The following is a 15,811-nucleotide window of genomic DNA, read 5'->3' as shown; positions in this document are numbered from 1 at the left end:
AAAACGGAAAAAGAAAAACCGGGGGAACAGAATAGAAACGGTTCCTCCGGCAGAGTACGCTTATTCTACTTTAAAGTTTTCAGGTAGCGTGATGCCTTTTTCATCGGCGCGCTGCTTAATTAAAGTACGGAACTCTGTACGAATCGTCTCACGCTCTTCAGCAGTCGCAGCATTTTTCAACTCTGTACGGTGGGCTGCACGCTCTTGGACTGAAACAAGCTTTCTAACCTGAACACGATCGGACGAGGCTTCACCAGCATGAACGGCTAACGCCGGAGAAAGAACTAATATTGCTGCAAGCGTTGTTGTAATCAATTGCTTTTTCATAACGAATGACTCCTTGATAAGTAGAAGCGCTAAAAGCGCAAACAGAACGGTTGAACGACACGGCCTGACTACAGCCGGTAAATCCAGCTCAGGTATACTACTTTTCTATCAACAGACAGCTTTACTGATAATTATTCAGTGGCAGCATATTAACCATTCAATCTTGAATATGCGAGATAAAATGTACAAACTTCATACAACAAATTTCAAGCCACGCATTATGTTAAGCTCTTTAGTTGTTTCAATAAGAGCTAATTTGGCTGTTCTATAAAAACAAAACACAATAAAAAAGGTTTAAGCAATCAATAAATTGCCCTAAACTCTAACAAGGAAATTTAAGGGGAAAGGAATATGAACCGTAGATTAAATTTGATTATCGCAAGTGCAGGGTTATCTGTATTCTCATTATTAGCTACAGCCGTTCAAGCAGAAGCTACCCACTACCAGTGTACATATACCCATGCGGTATTCACGGCCCCTTTTATGAAAACCCCAGGTACACGTGATTGCCCAGAAGAACACTGTAAATACGCTATAACAATTGATGGCTCATCGGGCACTATTAATGGTGTCAGCGGGTTTAATGTTGAACAAGATAGCAATATGCTCAAACTAAGTAGAACAGCTAAAGATCCTATTATGGGTGGTATGGATACAACTACTCTGACGATCAACAAAACGGATATGACATTCGAAGCAGTTAAAACAACAACACCTTCAGTTACATTAACAACTAAAGGTCGCTGCTCTTAGGTCCATCAAAAAGTTGGTTGCTTTACTTGCCTCCCCTTTTCTGACTGATTTTAAAAATTACTATGAACCTAAATGATGTACGGCTATTTATACGCGTAATTGAGCATAACAGTTTTACTGCGGCTGCCGATAAACTAGGGATACAAAAATCAACAATCAGTAGACGAATTGCCCAGCTTGAAGATGAGCTAGGTGTGAGGCTTTTACAACGAACAACACGTAAACTTAGCCTAACCTCTGAAGGGCAAGACCTTTTTCAACGCTGCCAGCCTCTACTCGATGAGATGGAAGCCGTTGAAGATCGCGTAGTATCCAAGCAAGCGGTTCCAAAGGGACGTTTACGCATTACCATGCCTCCAGAAATGGGCATCTTTATCATGAACGATGTGATTGCAGGTTTCATGAAGATGTACCCCCTGATTCAAATTGATATTGAGCTTAGCCCCCGTTTAGTAGACTTAGTAGAGGACGGCATTGATCTCGCATTAAGAGTGGGTGAATTAACCGATTCCAGCCTTATAGGCAGAAAAATTGCTGATGTAAATATCAAGCTTTATGCTGGGGTTAACTATTTAGAAAAACATGGTGAGCCTAAGACACCTGATGATCTAATTAATCACCAGTGTCTAGGCGGGGCCTTATCTGACCCTGGCTGGATATTTGAAAACTGGAACGATGGAAAACCGGTGCCCGCAAACTTTAAAGTTCGCGCAAACAGTATTAGCTTCTGCCGTGAAATGCTAAGAAAGGACTTAGGCATAGCACGCCTGCCAATCCAGTTCTGTATGGATGATATTGAATCAGGGCTTATTAAAGAAGTACTCTCTGATTACCAAGCCCCCGATGTGAGCATAAATGCCCTCTACCCAAGTAGAAGACATTTAAACCCTAAAGTAAGACTCTTTATAGATTTCATGATCGAAAGCCTTGAAGAGCACCAGCACCCATGGCTAAATAAGCCCTAATTTTTTACGATTGATCGGCAGCACTCGTGTCTACTTGCTGCCATTGTAGTTTTTTCTCTATAGCTCGAACCATCATTTTCGCAATATCTTTACCTGTGGCACCTTCGATTCCCTCTAATCCTGGGGAAGAATTAACCTCAAGCAACAGCGGCCCTTTAGCTGAGCGAATAATATCAACACCTGCTACGCTTAAGTTCATACACTTAGCAGCCTTAATAGCGATGCGTTTTTCATCCGTCGTAGGACGAATAACACTGGCAGTGCCACCTTGATGAATATTTGCTCTAAACTCTCCAGGTTCTGCCTCGCGCTGGATAGCCGAGACAACCTTACCATCAACAACAAAACAACGGATATCTTTGCCTTGAGCTTCTTTAATAAACTCTTGAACTAATATATCAGCGTTTAAGCTTTTAAAAGCATTAATAACACTGTCAGCCGCTTTATTGGTTTCAGCTAGGACAACACCTTTACCTTGCGTACCTTCTAATAACTTCACAATAAGTGGAGCACCACCAACCATGCTAATCAGATCATCTGTTTCTAATGGCGAGTTAGCAAAACCCGTAATAGGAATATCAATATTATTTTCAAACAACAGCTGCAAAGAATGTAACTTATCCCGTGATTGTGTAATTGCCGCGGCTGTATTCAAGCAGTAAACACCCATAGAGGCGAATTGACGTGTTAATGCACAGCCATAAAAAGTCATACTCGGCCTGATACGTGGAATGACTGCATCTAAATCATCAAGTACTCGTCCACCACGATAGTGCACTTCTGGCTCTTCAGCATCCATCTTCATATAACAGTGTTTAATATTTAAAAACACCATTTCATGACCAAGCTGCTCGCCCGCCTCAATAATACGACGGTTACTGTACAAATTCGGATTACTGGCGAGCAAACCTATTTTGAGTCCACCCACTGAAGGTTTTTTAGTTTGATACAGCGTTTTCAACTCAGCATCCGATATTCCCCCTAAAAGCATACAGCCTTCAGGATCCACGAGAATTCGGCCTGACATCGCTTCACGCCCCAACAGCATGCGATAACCCATAGCATCGCGGTTTGTTAAAGTGACCTCAACCTCCCAACTAGAATCAGCAATACCTAAAGTTGTCTTAATTACATAGCGCGTTTCTGATGTACCACTTGAGCTTTTAACTTTGCGACGATCGTGAACGGGAGCCTCACAGGACACCATGGTTTTCCGATTATCTTGTATCGGGCAGATATTAAAACGAACCCAAGGCACTCCACTCCGTTTAAACGGCTGAATGTTAAATGCATGTAATGAAGATGTTTTCGCACCAGAGTCCACACGCGCCTTAACTGCCGGCAACGCCAAGTCGGGAAAACGACACCACTCTTCAGCACCAACTAATAGTTTACTAAGTCCCATACCAATACCCGAAAAGTACCATAAAAAAATTTGCGCCATTGAAGCTTGAACAAGCTGAAGGTGCAAGCAATAAATGCAATATTAGGCAGCTGACTCCCATTCAGGTAGATCATCTTTAAATAAACCTAACAATGTTTGAATCCCCGCCATTTGCGCTGCATCTTTATGTGTCACCAATAACGTCGGCACTTGGCTATATTCAGGTGCTAAAATTTCCATATTTAGATCATTAGCGTACCTAGATTCCTCAGCCACTTTACGCGGGACTAACGTAAAACCTAAACCAACGGCCACGCAGCCTAAAATACCCTCTTGCGTCCCCATACTCATAACTTCAGTGTCTAGACGGCCATGCTTTTTTAACCAACTTATTGCCTTTTCACGGTAAGCACAGCCCTCACGAAAAAGAATCAATGAATCGGAGACATCTACATTTTTCGCCGACACTAATACTAAATCTTCAATCAACACTTGCTTACAGGTTAGGTGTTGATGCTCAATAGGACCACCCACAAATGCACAATCCAAGCGATAATTGAGAATATCTTGAACAAGCTCGCTACTGGTTTCTGTTTTAACCCTAGGCATTAACTTAGGATGAGCTTTGCGAAGCGCCTGAAGAAGCCCTGGCATTCTGGTCGCAGCGAAAGACTCCATTGAACCAATACGGATCTCACCCACCGATTCTCCCACCTGTTTTACCGCCATGCAGGCTTGCTGCTCAAGGTGAAGTAATTTATTAGCATATTCAAGTAGCGTATGGCCTGCAGGTGTTAGTTCTAACCCTCGCCCTTTACGATAAAAAAGTTCAGAGCCAAGCTCTTCTTCAAGGCGTTTGATTCTTGCTGTAATATTCGATTGAACAGTATGTAGTAGACGTGAAGCTGCTAATACTCCACCCTGTTCTGCGACAGTTTTAAATGTATTTAATGAGACCAACTCCATTCTAGCTTCACCCTTCTCTAATATAGAATAAAAGATTCTTATTTATTCATTTGTAGTGATAGTTTAAGCGAGTTAACCTCTCTGACACCAGTTATTTATGAACCCAAATTATGACGACTCAATTACAAAAGTATAAAGTCCTTATTGCCGGTATTTTTAGCTTAATGCTCATGCTAGGCGTTGCACGATTTTCTTACACACCGATGCTTCCTCTTATGCAGGCTCAAGCAGGCATGAGCGATGCTATCGGAGGCTGGCTAGCCACATTTAATTATATGGGATATATGGCAGGGGCATTTGTTGCCGCCTCAATCAGCGACTTGACCTTAAAAGATAAGCTTTATAGATGGGGACTCATTGTTGCCATTCTAACAACCGCAGGTATGGCTGTTACTGATAATGTCATCATCTGGGGAGTTATGCGCTTTTTTGCAGGACTGACAAGTGCCGCGGGTCTATTAATCGGTTCAGGGTTAATCTTAAACTGGCTGATTAGGCATAACTTTCGTAGTGAACTGGGTATTCATTTTTCAGGCTTGGGATTAGGCATCATTTTCTGCTCAGCTGTTGTTGCATTGATGGATATAAAACTCAACTGGCAAGAGCTTTGGTGGTTATTCGCAGGTCTAGGCGTACTCTTAGCAATCCCTGCATGGGCTTGGCTACCACGTCCAGACACCTCAGGCACGACTATATCGGGTGCTCAAATGGTGGACAACCCACCCAGTAAGCGCTTTCTCTTCCTTATGCTATCCGCCTACTTTTGCGCAGGGTACGGCTACGTTATCAGCGCCACGTTTATTGTTGCTATTGTTGATAGGCAGGAAGCTCTACAAGGGTTAGGCCCCATTGTTTTTCTGATCGTTGGGGTAGCTGCAGCACCGGCCTGTATTATCTGGGATTTAATCGCTCGACAGTTAGGTGTGTTAACCGCTCTTTTAATCGCCTATATCATACAAATATTAGGGATTATTCTTCCCGCCCTTACCGATTCAGCCGTAGCCGTTATTATAAGCGCTGTACTTTTTGGCGGCACATTTATCGGGATTGTAAGTTTAGTATTAACGATGGCTGGCCGCTTTTATCCGACTAAACCAGCCAAACTCATGGGTAAAATGACCTTAACCTATGGTGTCGCCCAAATCATCGCACCCGCCATTACAGGCAATCTTGCTGAACGATTGGGTGACTACAATTTAGGCTTATGGATAGCAGCCGGTATGGTTTTATTAGGGGCGGTTATCTCAACAATTTTGATGATCTCTGAGCGAGATGCCCTGTAAACCCGTTGTCTAGATAGTGTTGAAATATCACCCGTCACGTTTAATCGCTTGGAGCTGGATCGTACCTTTAGGTTCGACTCAGCCCAAGATCCATAATACTTCCCTTGTGCTAAATCTTCGTTTTTTGCCCTCATAGATACCGCTCATTGATTTGATCCCCTATTAATCCATATTAAACGTGGTATTTCTTGAACAACCCCAATTTAGCACTATATACTGGCGCGATTATCCACTCCATATGCTCTAACACGCTATATAAAACACTCATCCTTAATAACTGTAAGAAGATACTCACCCAATGATTAACCATAAGCACTTTATAGTACTGGGCAATATTTTATTATTTACGCTAATGATGGCGTACCTTCCCTTTGAGGAGCCCATAGTTAAAGGCCTAAGCATTTTGTTATTTATTGCAATTCTTTGGCTTACAGAAGCTCTGCACGTCAGTATTACCGCTTTACTCGTACCTATTTTGGCGGTAGCTCTTGACATATTTAACGCCAAAGACGCCCTGAGTAATTTTGCTAACCCTATTATATTCTTGTTTTTAGGTGGTTTTGCGCTGGCCGCAGCACTTAACTCACAAGGCTTAGATAAAGCAATTGCCAGCAAGGTACTTCACGTTGCTAACAGCCGTTTAAGCGTCGCAGTTCTACTTATTTTTATTGTCACCGCTCTGTTATCTATGTGGATCAGTAATACCGCAACCACCGCAATGATGTTGCCTTTAGTATTGGGTATACTTCGCCAATTAGACCCCATTAAAGAACGTAACACTTATGTATTTATGCTACTCGGTGTTGCCTATTGTGCCAGCATTGGTGGTATAGCAACACTAGTCGGTAGTCCACCCAATGCGATTGCAGCAGCACAAACAGGGCTCAACTTTATAGGCTGGATGAAGCTCGCCGCTCCCTTGACTGTGATATTACTGCCTTTAGCGATCGTTATTTTGTACTTTGCTTTACGTCCTAACCTTAAACACCAATTTAGTGTTAAGCATGAACCTCTAGAACTCACACCTTCCCGCATTATAACGATGGGTATATTCCTATTGACTGTCTTATGCTGGATCTTTAGTGGACCACTTAATGCTTTTTTAGGTGGTCTATCTAGTTTTGATAGCCTTATCGCTATATCCGCTATTATCTTGTTGGCTTTTTGTCGTGTGGTCGAATGGAAGCAGATTGAAAAAACAACAGATTGGAGTGTCTTACTATTGTTTGGCGGTGGCTTATGTTTAAGTGCCGTACTTAAAGCCACAGGAACAAGTGTATTTCTTGCGCATACAATCGGTGATTTTTTACAATCTTCCAGTGCAGTAATCGCGTTATTAAGCGTTGTTGCTTTTGTCGTAATATTAACTGAATTCGCCAGTAATACGGCAAGTGCAGCCTTACTTATACCCGTCTTTGCTGCTATTGCAGAAAGCTTGGGAATGTCACCTATTATCCTATCAACGGTTATCGCTATTTCAGCCTCTTGTGCCTTTATGCTGCCGGTTGCGACGCCGCCCAATGCAATTGTATTTGGCTCTGGTTTTATCAAACAAAGTGATATGATGCGTATAGGCATTTGGATCAATCTAGGGTGTATCGCCGTGATCACTTTATACGCTAGAATTTTCTGGTAAAGACACCCACTATTCAGCGAACAACAACAGCTGATCTTACAGCCCGCATCTTGGTTTTATATTTAAACCTTGCCGCGGGCTTTTGTTTTATATCATTAAACATTTAACAGGCTTAAAACTCAAAGAGCGACCTAAGTTAAGCATAAAAATATCAATTGACGTAAAACATCGGTAACAAAGGAAAGTTATGACTTAGGCCTAGCTTTAGCCGTTCTAGATCTTGGCTTACTTTTACCCGTACTTCTACGTTTACGCTTAAAGTTAGTTGCTTCAACGGGAGGTAGATGACGTAAAGGTTCAGGTACCCCCCCCGTTTTTATCTGAGCCACAATTGTTTTAATTCTATGCTCTAACTCATCCATAAAAGGCTGATAAGCTTGATTTTTTTCAGCCATCGCCTGTAACTGATGCTCCCATTGAGCAGTCATATCGGGATATGTAGATTCACGGGGCAAAGCATGTATCAAACCTCGTGCTGCAGCGGTGCTAAGGATCGACTTGCCGTTTCTTACCAATAGTTTTCTTTTGAACAGCGTTTCCATAATGCCTGCTCGCGTCGCTTCAGTACCTAGCCCATCGGTTTCTTTTAAAATTTTCTTTAACTCTTTATCCGCTACAAATCGAGCGATCCCCGTCATAGCTTGTAGTAAACTGGCTTCGGTAAAATGCTTAGGCGGTTCGGTTTTTTTATCTTTTATCTGACCTTCACGACAAATTAACTCCGTATTTTTATCCAGCACAGGAACTATATTTCCTTCCTCCTCCTTACTGTCCTTACCTATTAATGCTTTCCAGCCCGCATCAATAAGAACACGCCCTTTCGCAATAAAACATCCACCGGCTATATCAAATACCAACTTAGAATCCGCATAGAGCGCAGCGGGATAAAACTGCATAATATATTGTCGTGCTATCTGCTGATAAATATTCCGCTCATAACTTGATAAACTACTTAGCGATTGTTTTTTAGGTGTCGGAATAATCGCATGATGGGCATCTACTTTTTTGTCATTCCACGCCTTAGATTTAAGGTGTCGATCAGCCTTATTGATAGCGGTACTCAATGTTTGTTCATTAGCCGCTATGGCATCCAGAACAGCGCCGGACTGTTTGTAATGATCATTAGGTAAATAACGGCTATCAGAGCGAGGGTAGGTAATTAGCTTGTGTTTTTCATACAGCGACTGACAAGTATCTAAGACCTGTTGAGCACTCATACCAAAACGTTTTGATGCATCGATCTGCAGTGCCGATAAAGAGTAAGGTAATGGCGGCGCTTGTTTGCTTTGCTTTTGCTCTGAAGTAACAACCTGCGCCGGTTGACCCACAATACGTGAAGCAACATTCTCCACAAGCTTTCGGTTTATAACTCTTCCTTCTTCATCTTGCCAAGGCTGACAAGCCTCACTCGGCTGCCAACGTGCATAAATTTCCAGCAAAGGATTTTGCTGATAAGGGATAATGGCATCCAGTGTATAAAAATCTTTAGGGATAAAGTTTTCTATTTCTTCATCACGGCGCACAACCAAACCCACCAGAGGCGACTGAACACGGCCAACAGACAACACCCCTTTATAACCCGCTTTTTGTCCAAGTAGTGTATAGCCTCTAGACATATTCATTCCATACAACCAATCAGCTCTTGAACGTGCTAAGGCTGAAACCGATAGAGGAATAAACTCTTTGTTACTTCGCATTTGATGTAAAGCGGTTTTCACTGCGGGTAGATTCAAATCATTGATTAATAATCGTTGGATACGTTCTTTTTTAGTTTTACTGACTTTGCAGTAATCAATAACTTCATCCACTAATAACTGCCCCTCACGATCAGGGTCACCGGCATGTACTATAGAATCAAACTCTTTCAGCAGCTTGCGTATAACAGACAGTTGTTTTGCAGCGGATTTACGGGGCTTCAGTCGCCATTGTTGAGGGATAATCGGTAGATCTTCTAGTGACCAGCGTTTATATTTTTCATCATATGCATCAGGTTCAACCTGCTCAAGCAGATGACCTATACACCAAGTGACAGTATCGCCATTGGCTGCCCGAATACACCCCTCCTCTTTTTTATGGGGTTTTGGCAGTGCATCAGCGATCGCTCGCCCTAAACTGGGTTTTTCGGCTATATATAAAATCATGGAAATAAACTGTATATAAAAACAGTACTTAACGGTATAGGAATTTAAGCCTGTAATCCAGAAAAAACCAACACTAAATCATTTTTAAAGGCGCTTGATCAAGAATGGCCATCTGCTCTCTTAACTCTAAAATATGCTCGCCCCAATAGCGGCTAGTATTAAACCAGTTAAAGCTATGTGGAAATGCGGGATCTTCCCAGCGCTTAGCTAACCAAGCGCTATAGTGCATAATTCTCAAACTCCGTAAGACCTCAATTAAACGAAGCTCTGTAGTTCTAAAATCATTAAATTCATTATACCCATCAACGATTTCGGAGAGTTGTGCCGTTTGCTCATGGCGGTCCCCTGATAACAGCATCCAAATATCCTGCATGGCCGGAGCCATACGCGCGTCATCGAAATCAACAAAATGAGGGGCATCATCTCGCCACAACATATTGCCAGAGTGACAGTCGCCGTGAACACGAATCTTCTTTATCTCGCCACACTGTTGAGTGATCTCATCAATCGCTTGTAACAGGTCAGCAGAGACCGATGTATAAGCCGCTTTAAGATCCAAGGGAATAAAGTGCTCTGAGACAAACGCTACACTCTCATAACCAAAATTTTGCGTAGTAATTTCGGGGCGGTGAGTAAAAGGTTTAACCTCACCAACACGGTGCATTCGGCCCAGCAATCGACCTAATACAAACAGGTTATCCATATTATCAAGTTCAGGCGCATGTCCACCCTTTCGAGGAAAAAGTGAAAACATAAACCCTTGATAATCAAACAGTGTATTACCTTCCTCATTTTTTAAAGGGGTAACAATTGGGAGTTCATGTTCGGCCAATTCAAACGAAAATTCGTGCTCTTCCAAAATCTGCTCTCGGCTCCAACGGTTGGCCCGATAAAACTTCGCAATCAGCGGCTCTTTATCTTCAATACCTACCTGATAAACACGATTTTCATAGCTATTTAATGGAAAGGTCCGACCATCACACCAAAACCCTTGCGTCTCAACAGCATCCATCAAAAATGAGGGTGTTAAGCGTTCAAAGGGATGGGTCTTATCATGCTCAGGCATTTTATCTTCAGACATTCTATTCCTAGCTATAAATTACAGTATGGCTGGAGATTACGTTTAAGCGTTAGCCGCTGCAAGCCATTAAAGGGCTATTTTTTAATACAATTTACAACATTAAAAACGATTAAATGCAGGCGCTATGATCAGTTTTTGATATAGTTTCGCAACATCTATATTTTGTATTAAGAGATTGTTATGGCAGGTTCACTGAAAGATCAATTACTAAACATCGGCCTCGTTGATCAGAAGAAAGCGAAAAAAGCCGATTCAGACAAGAAGAAACAGAAAAAACAGGCTAATAAAGCGCGGAAATCCGGCCAAGCAGTCATCGACGAACAAGCGATTAAACAACAAGCACTCGAGCAGCAGCGTAAAGAGAAACAAGAGCGTGACCGCCTACTCAATCTACAGCGCGATGAGGAGCGCCAGAACCGAGAGATTGAAGCGCAATGCCGACAAATGATCATGCAGCAGCAGATCAATATTCCAGACAATGCTGAGCTCACATACAACTTTGTCTACGATAAAAAAGTTAAAACAATGTACGTTACCAGCGACTTACAGACACAGTTGATACGTGGCCAAGTAGCCATTGCTACACTCGATGAAAAGTTTTACTTAATCCCCGATAAGTTCGCAGAAAAGATTGAACAACGTATACCTGATTACGTTATTCGCGTTCAACCTGAAGAAGAACCGGATGAAGATGACCCTTACGCCGATTATAAGATCCCTGATGATCTTATGTGGTAGTCGAACTAGGAATTGAAAGACCTTTCGCACGGGCGCTGGCTATAGATATAAGTAGCGCCCTACTGAATAGCGATTAAACTCAGGTCAAAGCTTAATCCCTAACAGAACATGAAAGAAATTCTTTACCTTGTCCGTAATCAAATCATTTTATACGGCCTAACAACTAAATGAATAAGGTAAAAACTGTTTTATTATCTGGCCAATAGCTGAAAGTGGGTATAACCATCCCATTGACTAAAGCCAATAAGAACCCTTTTATCTGATGAAAGAATTTCATACATTAGTGTTTACATTAAAGCAAAGTGCATATCTGTCGATAACCCATTTATCGCTATAATATGGAAATACAAAATCGGGATCATAAGGGTCCTTTTTTGTCTGTGGAGGAATTACCCGTGCAAGTTTTATTAAGCAGCCAAGCAGCCTATTCTCAGGTTCGCCAAGAAACATTGGTAACCGGTGGGTTTGCAGATGGTAAAGACAGCAGTGGTCGTTCTGCATCTGCGGCAGATAAGTTAGTCGCCAAACTAGCAGAAAATATTCCTGGAATGAGCTTATCTGAGATGAAAGGTCTCGATGCAAATGATTACTCTCCAGAAAAAGTAGCTTCTCGGATTTCCGATTTTGTTGCCCAAGGGTTAGAGCAAGCTCGTTCTCGCGGCGCTTCTGACGCTGATCTCGATCGCATGTACCAAGCAGCTGTATCGGGTGTTGAGAAAGGCTTTAAAGAAGCCACGGAGATACTAGAAAAGCTGAATATGCTCACCGAAGATACATCCGCCACTATAGATCAAACTAAAGACCTCACCTTTGACGCACTAGCCGCAATTGCACCAACAGCAAGCACTGAAGACGTGGCAGCAACAAGCAGCCAAACATCTATCTCTGCCGCTGAGCGTTATTCCAAAGCAGAATCCTTCTCTATGGAAGTGATGACCCAAGAAGGCGACAAGGTCTCAATCTACTTTGATAGTGAAGCCAGCATTACAGCGTCCCTTGGTGCATATACTGATGGTGAAACCAGTGCCGTCTCTTATGGTATTGACCGTAACGCCAGCAGTAACTTTAGCTTTAGTGTAGAAGGCGATCTTAATGAAGAAGAGTTAGACGCCCTCACCTCCTTAATTCAAGACATTAATCTGATTGCAGAAGATTTCTACAGCGGTGATGTTCAGGATGCTTTTAATCAAGCGGCCGAATTAGAAATGGACAAATCCCAATTAATGAACTTGAATGTAACTATGACTCAGTCAACGAGTTACTCTGCAGTAGCCGCTTATGAGCAAGTTCAGCAGTATGATAATCCGCTCGGCGATAACGGGCGTCACTTAGGTGGCATGATGCAAAACATGGAGAACTTCATGAATAATCCAGCACTTGGATTCTTAGAAGATAGCTCTTTATTTGGCGCCAGCTTATTAGAAAATTTGATCCAAGAAGATATACGTTACAAAGATGCGGATGAAGAATCCCAGAGTAAACTAGATAATAACGTTGGTTTATTGCAAAGCATTATGGCTCAGTTTTCTCAGGAAAATGCAGACGATTAACCCCCTTCTTAATCGCTGCAATATACGTAAAACCGGCCTTTTAATGGCCGGTTTTTTTTATGCCGCTCAATCGCTCCCATATAAAGACAAGGGCTGATATGATCAGCCCTATAATTCATCATCATTTGATCATGTATCCATGAGCTCTCCCTTTACACTGCGCCCTTATCAACAAGATGCTGTAGACGCCACTCTACAACACTTCCGTAAAACGGAGGATGCAGCCGTCATTGTGCTGCCCACTGGCGCAGGAAAGAGCTTAGTCATAGCAGAGCTGGCCAAACTCGCAAAACGAAAAATATTGGTCTTAGCCCATGTAAAAGAACTAGTTGAGCAAAACCACGCTAAGTATGAAAGCTACGGGCTCAAAGGCGGAATATTCTCCGCAGGTTTAAAGCGCAAACAAAATGATTTTCAAGTTACCTTTGCCAGTATCCAGTCCGTATCAGCTAATCTTGACCGTTTCTCAGCAGAATACTCACTGCTGATTATTGATGAATGCCACCGCCTAAATGATGATGACGACAGCCAATACGGCAAGATTATCAGCCAACTCCGTTCACTCAACCCACAGCTAAAAGTACTCGGGCTAACCGCTACACCTTACCGGCTAGGCATGGGATGGATCTATCAATACCATCACCGTGGTTTTGCTCGTAGTAGCGATCCAAAACCCTTTAAATACTGTATTTACGAACTTCCCTTAAGTTATATGGTTCGTAACGGCTATCTAACTGAGCCTAAATGTATTGATGCCAGCATTACCCAATATGACTTCTCCGCATTAAAGCAAAACCGTTTTGGCGAATATGCAGAAGCAGAAGTAAACCAATTACTAGGCAAACATCCCCGCGTAACACAAACGATTATTGAACAAGTCAAAGCATTGTCTCAAACCCGTCAAGGTGTCATGGTATTCGCTGCTACCGTAAAACATGCACAAGAGATCTGCGGCTACCTCCCAGTAGATCAAACCGCCTTAATTACTGGTGCGACTGACAACAAAGAGCGCGATCAACTCATACAAAGCTTTAAGCAGAAAAAACTGAAATTTCTGGTTAATGTCTCTGTACTTACGACAGGTTTTGATGCGCCCCACGTAGACTTTATTGCCATCCTACGCCCAACCCAATCGGTAAGTTTGTATCAGCAAATTGTTGGCCGTGGTCTTCGCCTTGCAGAGGGGAAAACTGACTGCCTGGTCATTGACTATGCCGGCAACCACTTTAACCTGCATCACCCTGAAGTGGGGGAAAAGAAACCCAACCCTGATACTGATCCAGTACAAGTCTTTTGCCCTAGCTGTGGCTTTGCCAATATATTCTGGGGGAAAACGGATGATGAAGGGAACGTGATCGAACATTACGGTCGTCGCTGTCAAGGTTTACTAGATTTCGACCCTACAGATAAGCAAGAGCTAAAACAGCAACCACAACAGTGTGATTACCGTTTTAGATTTAAGGAATGCCCTCACTGTAACGCCGAAAACGACATCGCTGCACGCAACTGCCATAAATGCAAAATGGCGATTATCGATCCCGATGACCAGTTAAAAAACGCCTTAAAACTAAAAGATGCAATGGTTATTCGCTGTTCAGGCATGGAACTCAGCAGCGTACAAGATCGCTTAAAAGTCACCTACTATGGAGAGGATGGCGAAGAACTGAGCGAATCTTTTGATTTTTCTAAACACAGCCAGACAACTGTATTTAACAATCTATTTGGCAAACGCATCGCTAATGCGCAAGCCCCTAAAACCCTGAACAACATTTCCGAAGTACTCGCCATCAAGTCACTTCTTACGGCCCCAGACTTCGTCATCGCCCGTAAGCAAAAACACTACTGGCGCGTTCAAGAACGGATCTTCGATTACGAAGGTAAATACCGTAAAGCCAATCAACTTTAAGTAGAAGGCCCACCTCCGAAATTTTTCCTACTTCAACCGTTCCAAGATTAATCATTTACATCGAACTGAATATCATTACAACAGCGCAGGCATCCGTTCGACTCTGATATCCATACGCAGTAGATCCACTGGATCACCAAATTGGCTATATATCGCCACATCAGCAGCATCTCGACCGTAGGCGATCGCAACACGTCCACCATATCGGCTATTCTGAGTCGGATCGAATGCATACCAGCGCCCTCCGACATAAGCCTCAAACCAAGCATGAAGATCCATAGGTTCAAGCCCTTCAAGATAACCAACAACCATTCGAGCAGGGATCGACAGAGAACGACAACAGGCTATACCTAGATGGGCCATATCCCGGCAAACCGCCTCTGATTTTTCATTAACTTCACAGGCACTAATGATCTGCTGACCACTTCCAGGAGAGTAGCGCAGTGTTTGGCGAATATAATCAATAATTGCTGTGCACTGATCATATCCAGGCGCGACACCAACAACGAGTGATTGTGCTAATTGAGTGAAACGATCAGACTCACAAAAACGGCTCGGTAACAGAAATGGAAGTGTATCTTCAGGTAAATTTTGCACTTCAATAAACGGTGCCCCCGGCGCTACATCAAAGGCATCTGCACATTCGATATTAACCGATGTGTAAACTGAAAAAGGTCCAGCAGGTGCCACCACCCGTTGACATAAATTACCAAATGGATCGGTGAACTCGACCGCCATAACGCTAGGTGAAAACTCATACTGCTCACGGGCTACCCACTGCTGCTGCCCACTACGAGGGCGAAGCATTAATAAAAATGGCGTAGCTACAGGGATATTGAAGTCAAGAACACAAGAAGCATGTAGCCACATAAGAACATCCTAATTAATTTAAGCCAAAGGAATTCTATACTCTAAACTACTCACAACGGCACAACCCTATTAGGCATCGTCCTTCGTTCTTTACGTACTCAGTTAATCTAGCACGTCACCTCCACTGCCGCTAGCACTATGAGTTAGAAGTATGATTAAGCTTAGAATAGATTATATATAAGCAAATAGAGCAGCTGACTATAGAGGGATG

Annotated in this window: 13 protein-coding genes and 1 pseudogene; 7 read left to right on the top strand and 7 right to left on the bottom strand. The window is 42.7% G+C overall.

Annotation, left to right across the window (positions count from 1 at the left end; genetic code table 11):
* Positions 1–60: 60 nt before the first annotated feature.
* Positions 61–327, bottom strand: a complete 267-nt coding sequence (locus tag ACOQOE_RS08505; protein WP_067867550.1) for a hypothetical protein — start codon at positions 325–327, stop codon at positions 61–63.
* Positions 328–678: 351 nt separating this feature from the next.
* Here ACOQOE_RS08505 and ACOQOE_RS08500 point away from each other — a divergent pair, with 351 nt between their 5' ends.
* Together ACOQOE_RS08500 and ACOQOE_RS08495 are read left to right on the top strand one after the other, a co-directional pair.
* A complete protein-coding gene (locus ACOQOE_RS08500) occupies positions 679–1,080 on the top strand; it encodes a hypothetical protein (RefSeq protein ID WP_420555427.1) in 402 nt (133 codons plus the stop codon).
* A gap of 62 nt (positions 1,081–1,142) precedes the next feature.
* Positions 1,143–2,045 (top strand): LysR family transcriptional regulator, encoded by a 903-nt coding sequence (locus tag ACOQOE_RS08495; protein WP_067867556.1) that lies wholly within the window; start codon positions 1,143–1,145, stop codon positions 2,043–2,045.
* 4 nt (positions 2,046–2,049) lie between these two features.
* Here ACOQOE_RS08495 and rimK read toward each other — a convergent pair whose 3' ends face one another.
* The 3 genes and pseudogenes from rimK to ACOQOE_RS08480 all read right to left on the bottom strand — a co-directional run bounded on the left by rimK (position 2,050) and on the right by ACOQOE_RS08480 (position 4,395).
* Positions 2,050–3,036 carry a 30S ribosomal protein S6--L-glutamate ligase gene (rimK, locus tag ACOQOE_RS08490; RefSeq protein WP_197468063.1) on the bottom strand — a complete coding sequence of 329 codons (987 nt, stop codon included), beginning with the start codon at positions 3,034–3,036 and terminating at the stop codon, positions 2,050–2,052.
* A gap of 69 nt (positions 3,037–3,105) precedes the next feature.
* A pseudogene (locus ACOQOE_RS08485) lies at positions 3,106–3,450 on the bottom strand (ATP-dependent zinc protease); the annotation flags it as partial.
* A gap of 81 nt (positions 3,451–3,531) precedes the next feature.
* Positions 3,532–4,395: a LysR family transcriptional regulator gene (locus tag ACOQOE_RS08480; RefSeq protein ID WP_067867559.1), complete on the bottom strand. Its 864-nt coding sequence runs from the start codon at positions 4,393–4,395 to the stop codon at positions 3,532–3,534.
* Positions 4,396–4,505: 110 nt separating this feature from the next.
* Here ACOQOE_RS08480 and ACOQOE_RS08475 point away from each other — a divergent pair, with 110 nt between their 5' ends.
* Together ACOQOE_RS08475 and ACOQOE_RS08470 are read left to right on the top strand one after the other, a co-directional pair.
* On the top strand, positions 4,506–5,678 hold the full coding sequence (locus ACOQOE_RS08475; protein ID WP_067867562.1) for a YbfB/YjiJ family MFS transporter: 1,173 nt from the start codon (positions 4,506–4,508) through the stop codon (positions 5,676–5,678).
* Positions 5,679–5,976: 298 nt separating this feature from the next.
* The gene (locus tag ACOQOE_RS08470; RefSeq protein ID WP_067867565.1) at positions 5,977–7,314 is read left to right on the top strand and encodes an SLC13 family permease; all 1,338 of its coding nucleotides are present in this window, start codon (positions 5,977–5,979) and stop codon (positions 7,312–7,314) included.
* A 185-nt stretch (positions 7,315–7,499) separates the two neighbouring features.
* Here ACOQOE_RS08470 and ACOQOE_RS08465 read toward each other — a convergent pair whose 3' ends face one another.
* Positions 7,500–9,455, bottom strand: coding sequence for a DNA topoisomerase III (locus ACOQOE_RS08465; protein ID WP_420555426.1), 1,956 nt, complete (start codon positions 9,453–9,455; stop codon positions 7,500–7,502).
* A 73-nt stretch (positions 9,456–9,528) separates the two neighbouring features.
* Entirely contained in the window at positions 9,529–10,536 is a 1,008-nt protein-coding gene (locus tag ACOQOE_RS08460) for a serine/threonine protein kinase (protein WP_420555425.1), read from the bottom strand.
* A 180-nt stretch (positions 10,537–10,716) separates the two neighbouring features.
* On the opposite strand from ACOQOE_RS08460, the gene ACOQOE_RS08455 reads away from it, so the two are divergent.
* From ACOQOE_RS08455 to ACOQOE_RS08445, 3 genes are all read left to right on the top strand, one after another.
* Positions 10,717–11,274 carry a DUF2058 domain-containing protein gene (locus ACOQOE_RS08455; protein WP_067867571.1) on the top strand — a complete coding sequence of 186 codons (558 nt, stop codon included), beginning with the start codon at positions 10,717–10,719 and terminating at the stop codon, positions 11,272–11,274.
* Positions 11,275–11,669: 395 nt separating this feature from the next.
* Positions 11,670–12,824, top strand: a complete 1,155-nt coding sequence (locus ACOQOE_RS08450; protein WP_156473708.1) for a DUF5610 domain-containing protein — start codon at positions 11,670–11,672, stop codon at positions 12,822–12,824.
* A gap of 139 nt (positions 12,825–12,963) precedes the next feature.
* Positions 12,964–14,730 carry a DEAD/DEAH box helicase family protein gene (locus ACOQOE_RS08445; RefSeq protein WP_420555424.1) on the top strand — a complete coding sequence of 589 codons (1,767 nt, stop codon included), beginning with the start codon at positions 12,964–12,966 and terminating at the stop codon, positions 14,728–14,730.
* A 75-nt stretch (positions 14,731–14,805) separates the two neighbouring features.
* Here ACOQOE_RS08445 and ACOQOE_RS08440 read toward each other — a convergent pair whose 3' ends face one another.
* Positions 14,806–15,600 carry a transglutaminase domain-containing protein gene (locus tag ACOQOE_RS08440; protein WP_067867581.1) on the bottom strand — a complete coding sequence of 265 codons (795 nt, stop codon included), beginning with the start codon at positions 15,598–15,600 and terminating at the stop codon, positions 14,806–14,808.
* Positions 15,601–15,811: the final 211 nt, after the last annotated feature.

Source organism: Neptuniibacter marinus, assembly GCF_965223595.1.
GTDB classification, from domain to species: Bacteria; Pseudomonadota; Gammaproteobacteria; order Pseudomonadales; family Balneatricaceae; genus Neptuniibacter; species Neptuniibacter marinus.
This window is presented reverse-complemented; position numbering and strand designations above follow the sequence as displayed.

Coding starts and splice junctions, on each gene's coding strand:
- ACOQOE_RS08500 (WP_420555427.1), top strand. CDS start 679: ATGAACCGTAGATTAAATTTGATTATCGCAAGTGCAGGGTTATCTGTA.
- ACOQOE_RS08455 (WP_067867571.1), top strand. CDS start 10,717: ATGGCAGGTTCACTGAAAGATCAATTACTAAACATCGGCCTCGTTGAT.
- ACOQOE_RS08465 (WP_420555426.1), bottom strand. CDS start 9,455: ATGATTTTATATATAGCCGAAAAACCCAGTTTAGGGCGAGCGATCGCT.
- ACOQOE_RS08470 (WP_067867565.1), top strand. CDS start 5,977: ATGATTAACCATAAGCACTTTATAGTACTGGGCAATATTTTATTATTT.
- ACOQOE_RS08495 (WP_067867556.1), top strand. CDS start 1,143: ATGAACCTAAATGATGTACGGCTATTTATACGCGTAATTGAGCATAAC.
- ACOQOE_RS08475 (WP_067867562.1), top strand. CDS start 4,506: ATGACGACTCAATTACAAAAGTATAAAGTCCTTATTGCCGGTATTTTT.
- ACOQOE_RS08440 (WP_067867581.1), bottom strand. CDS start 15,600: ATGTGGCTACATGCTTCTTGTGTTCTTGACTTCAATATCCCTGTAGCT.
- ACOQOE_RS08505 (WP_067867550.1), bottom strand. CDS start 327: ATGAAAAAGCAATTGATTACAACAACGCTTGCAGCAATATTAGTTCTT.
- ACOQOE_RS08480 (WP_067867559.1), bottom strand. CDS start 4,395: ATGGAGTTGGTCTCATTAAATACATTTAAAACTGTCGCAGAACAGGGT.
- ACOQOE_RS08445 (WP_420555424.1), top strand. CDS start 12,964: ATGAGCTCTCCCTTTACACTGCGCCCTTATCAACAAGATGCTGTAGAC.
- ACOQOE_RS08460 (WP_420555425.1), bottom strand. CDS start 10,536: ATGTCTGAAGATAAAATGCCTGAGCATGATAAGACCCATCCCTTTGAA.
- rimK (WP_197468063.1), bottom strand. CDS start 3,036: ATGCTTTTAGGGGGAATATCGGATGCTGAGTTGAAAACGCTGTATCAA.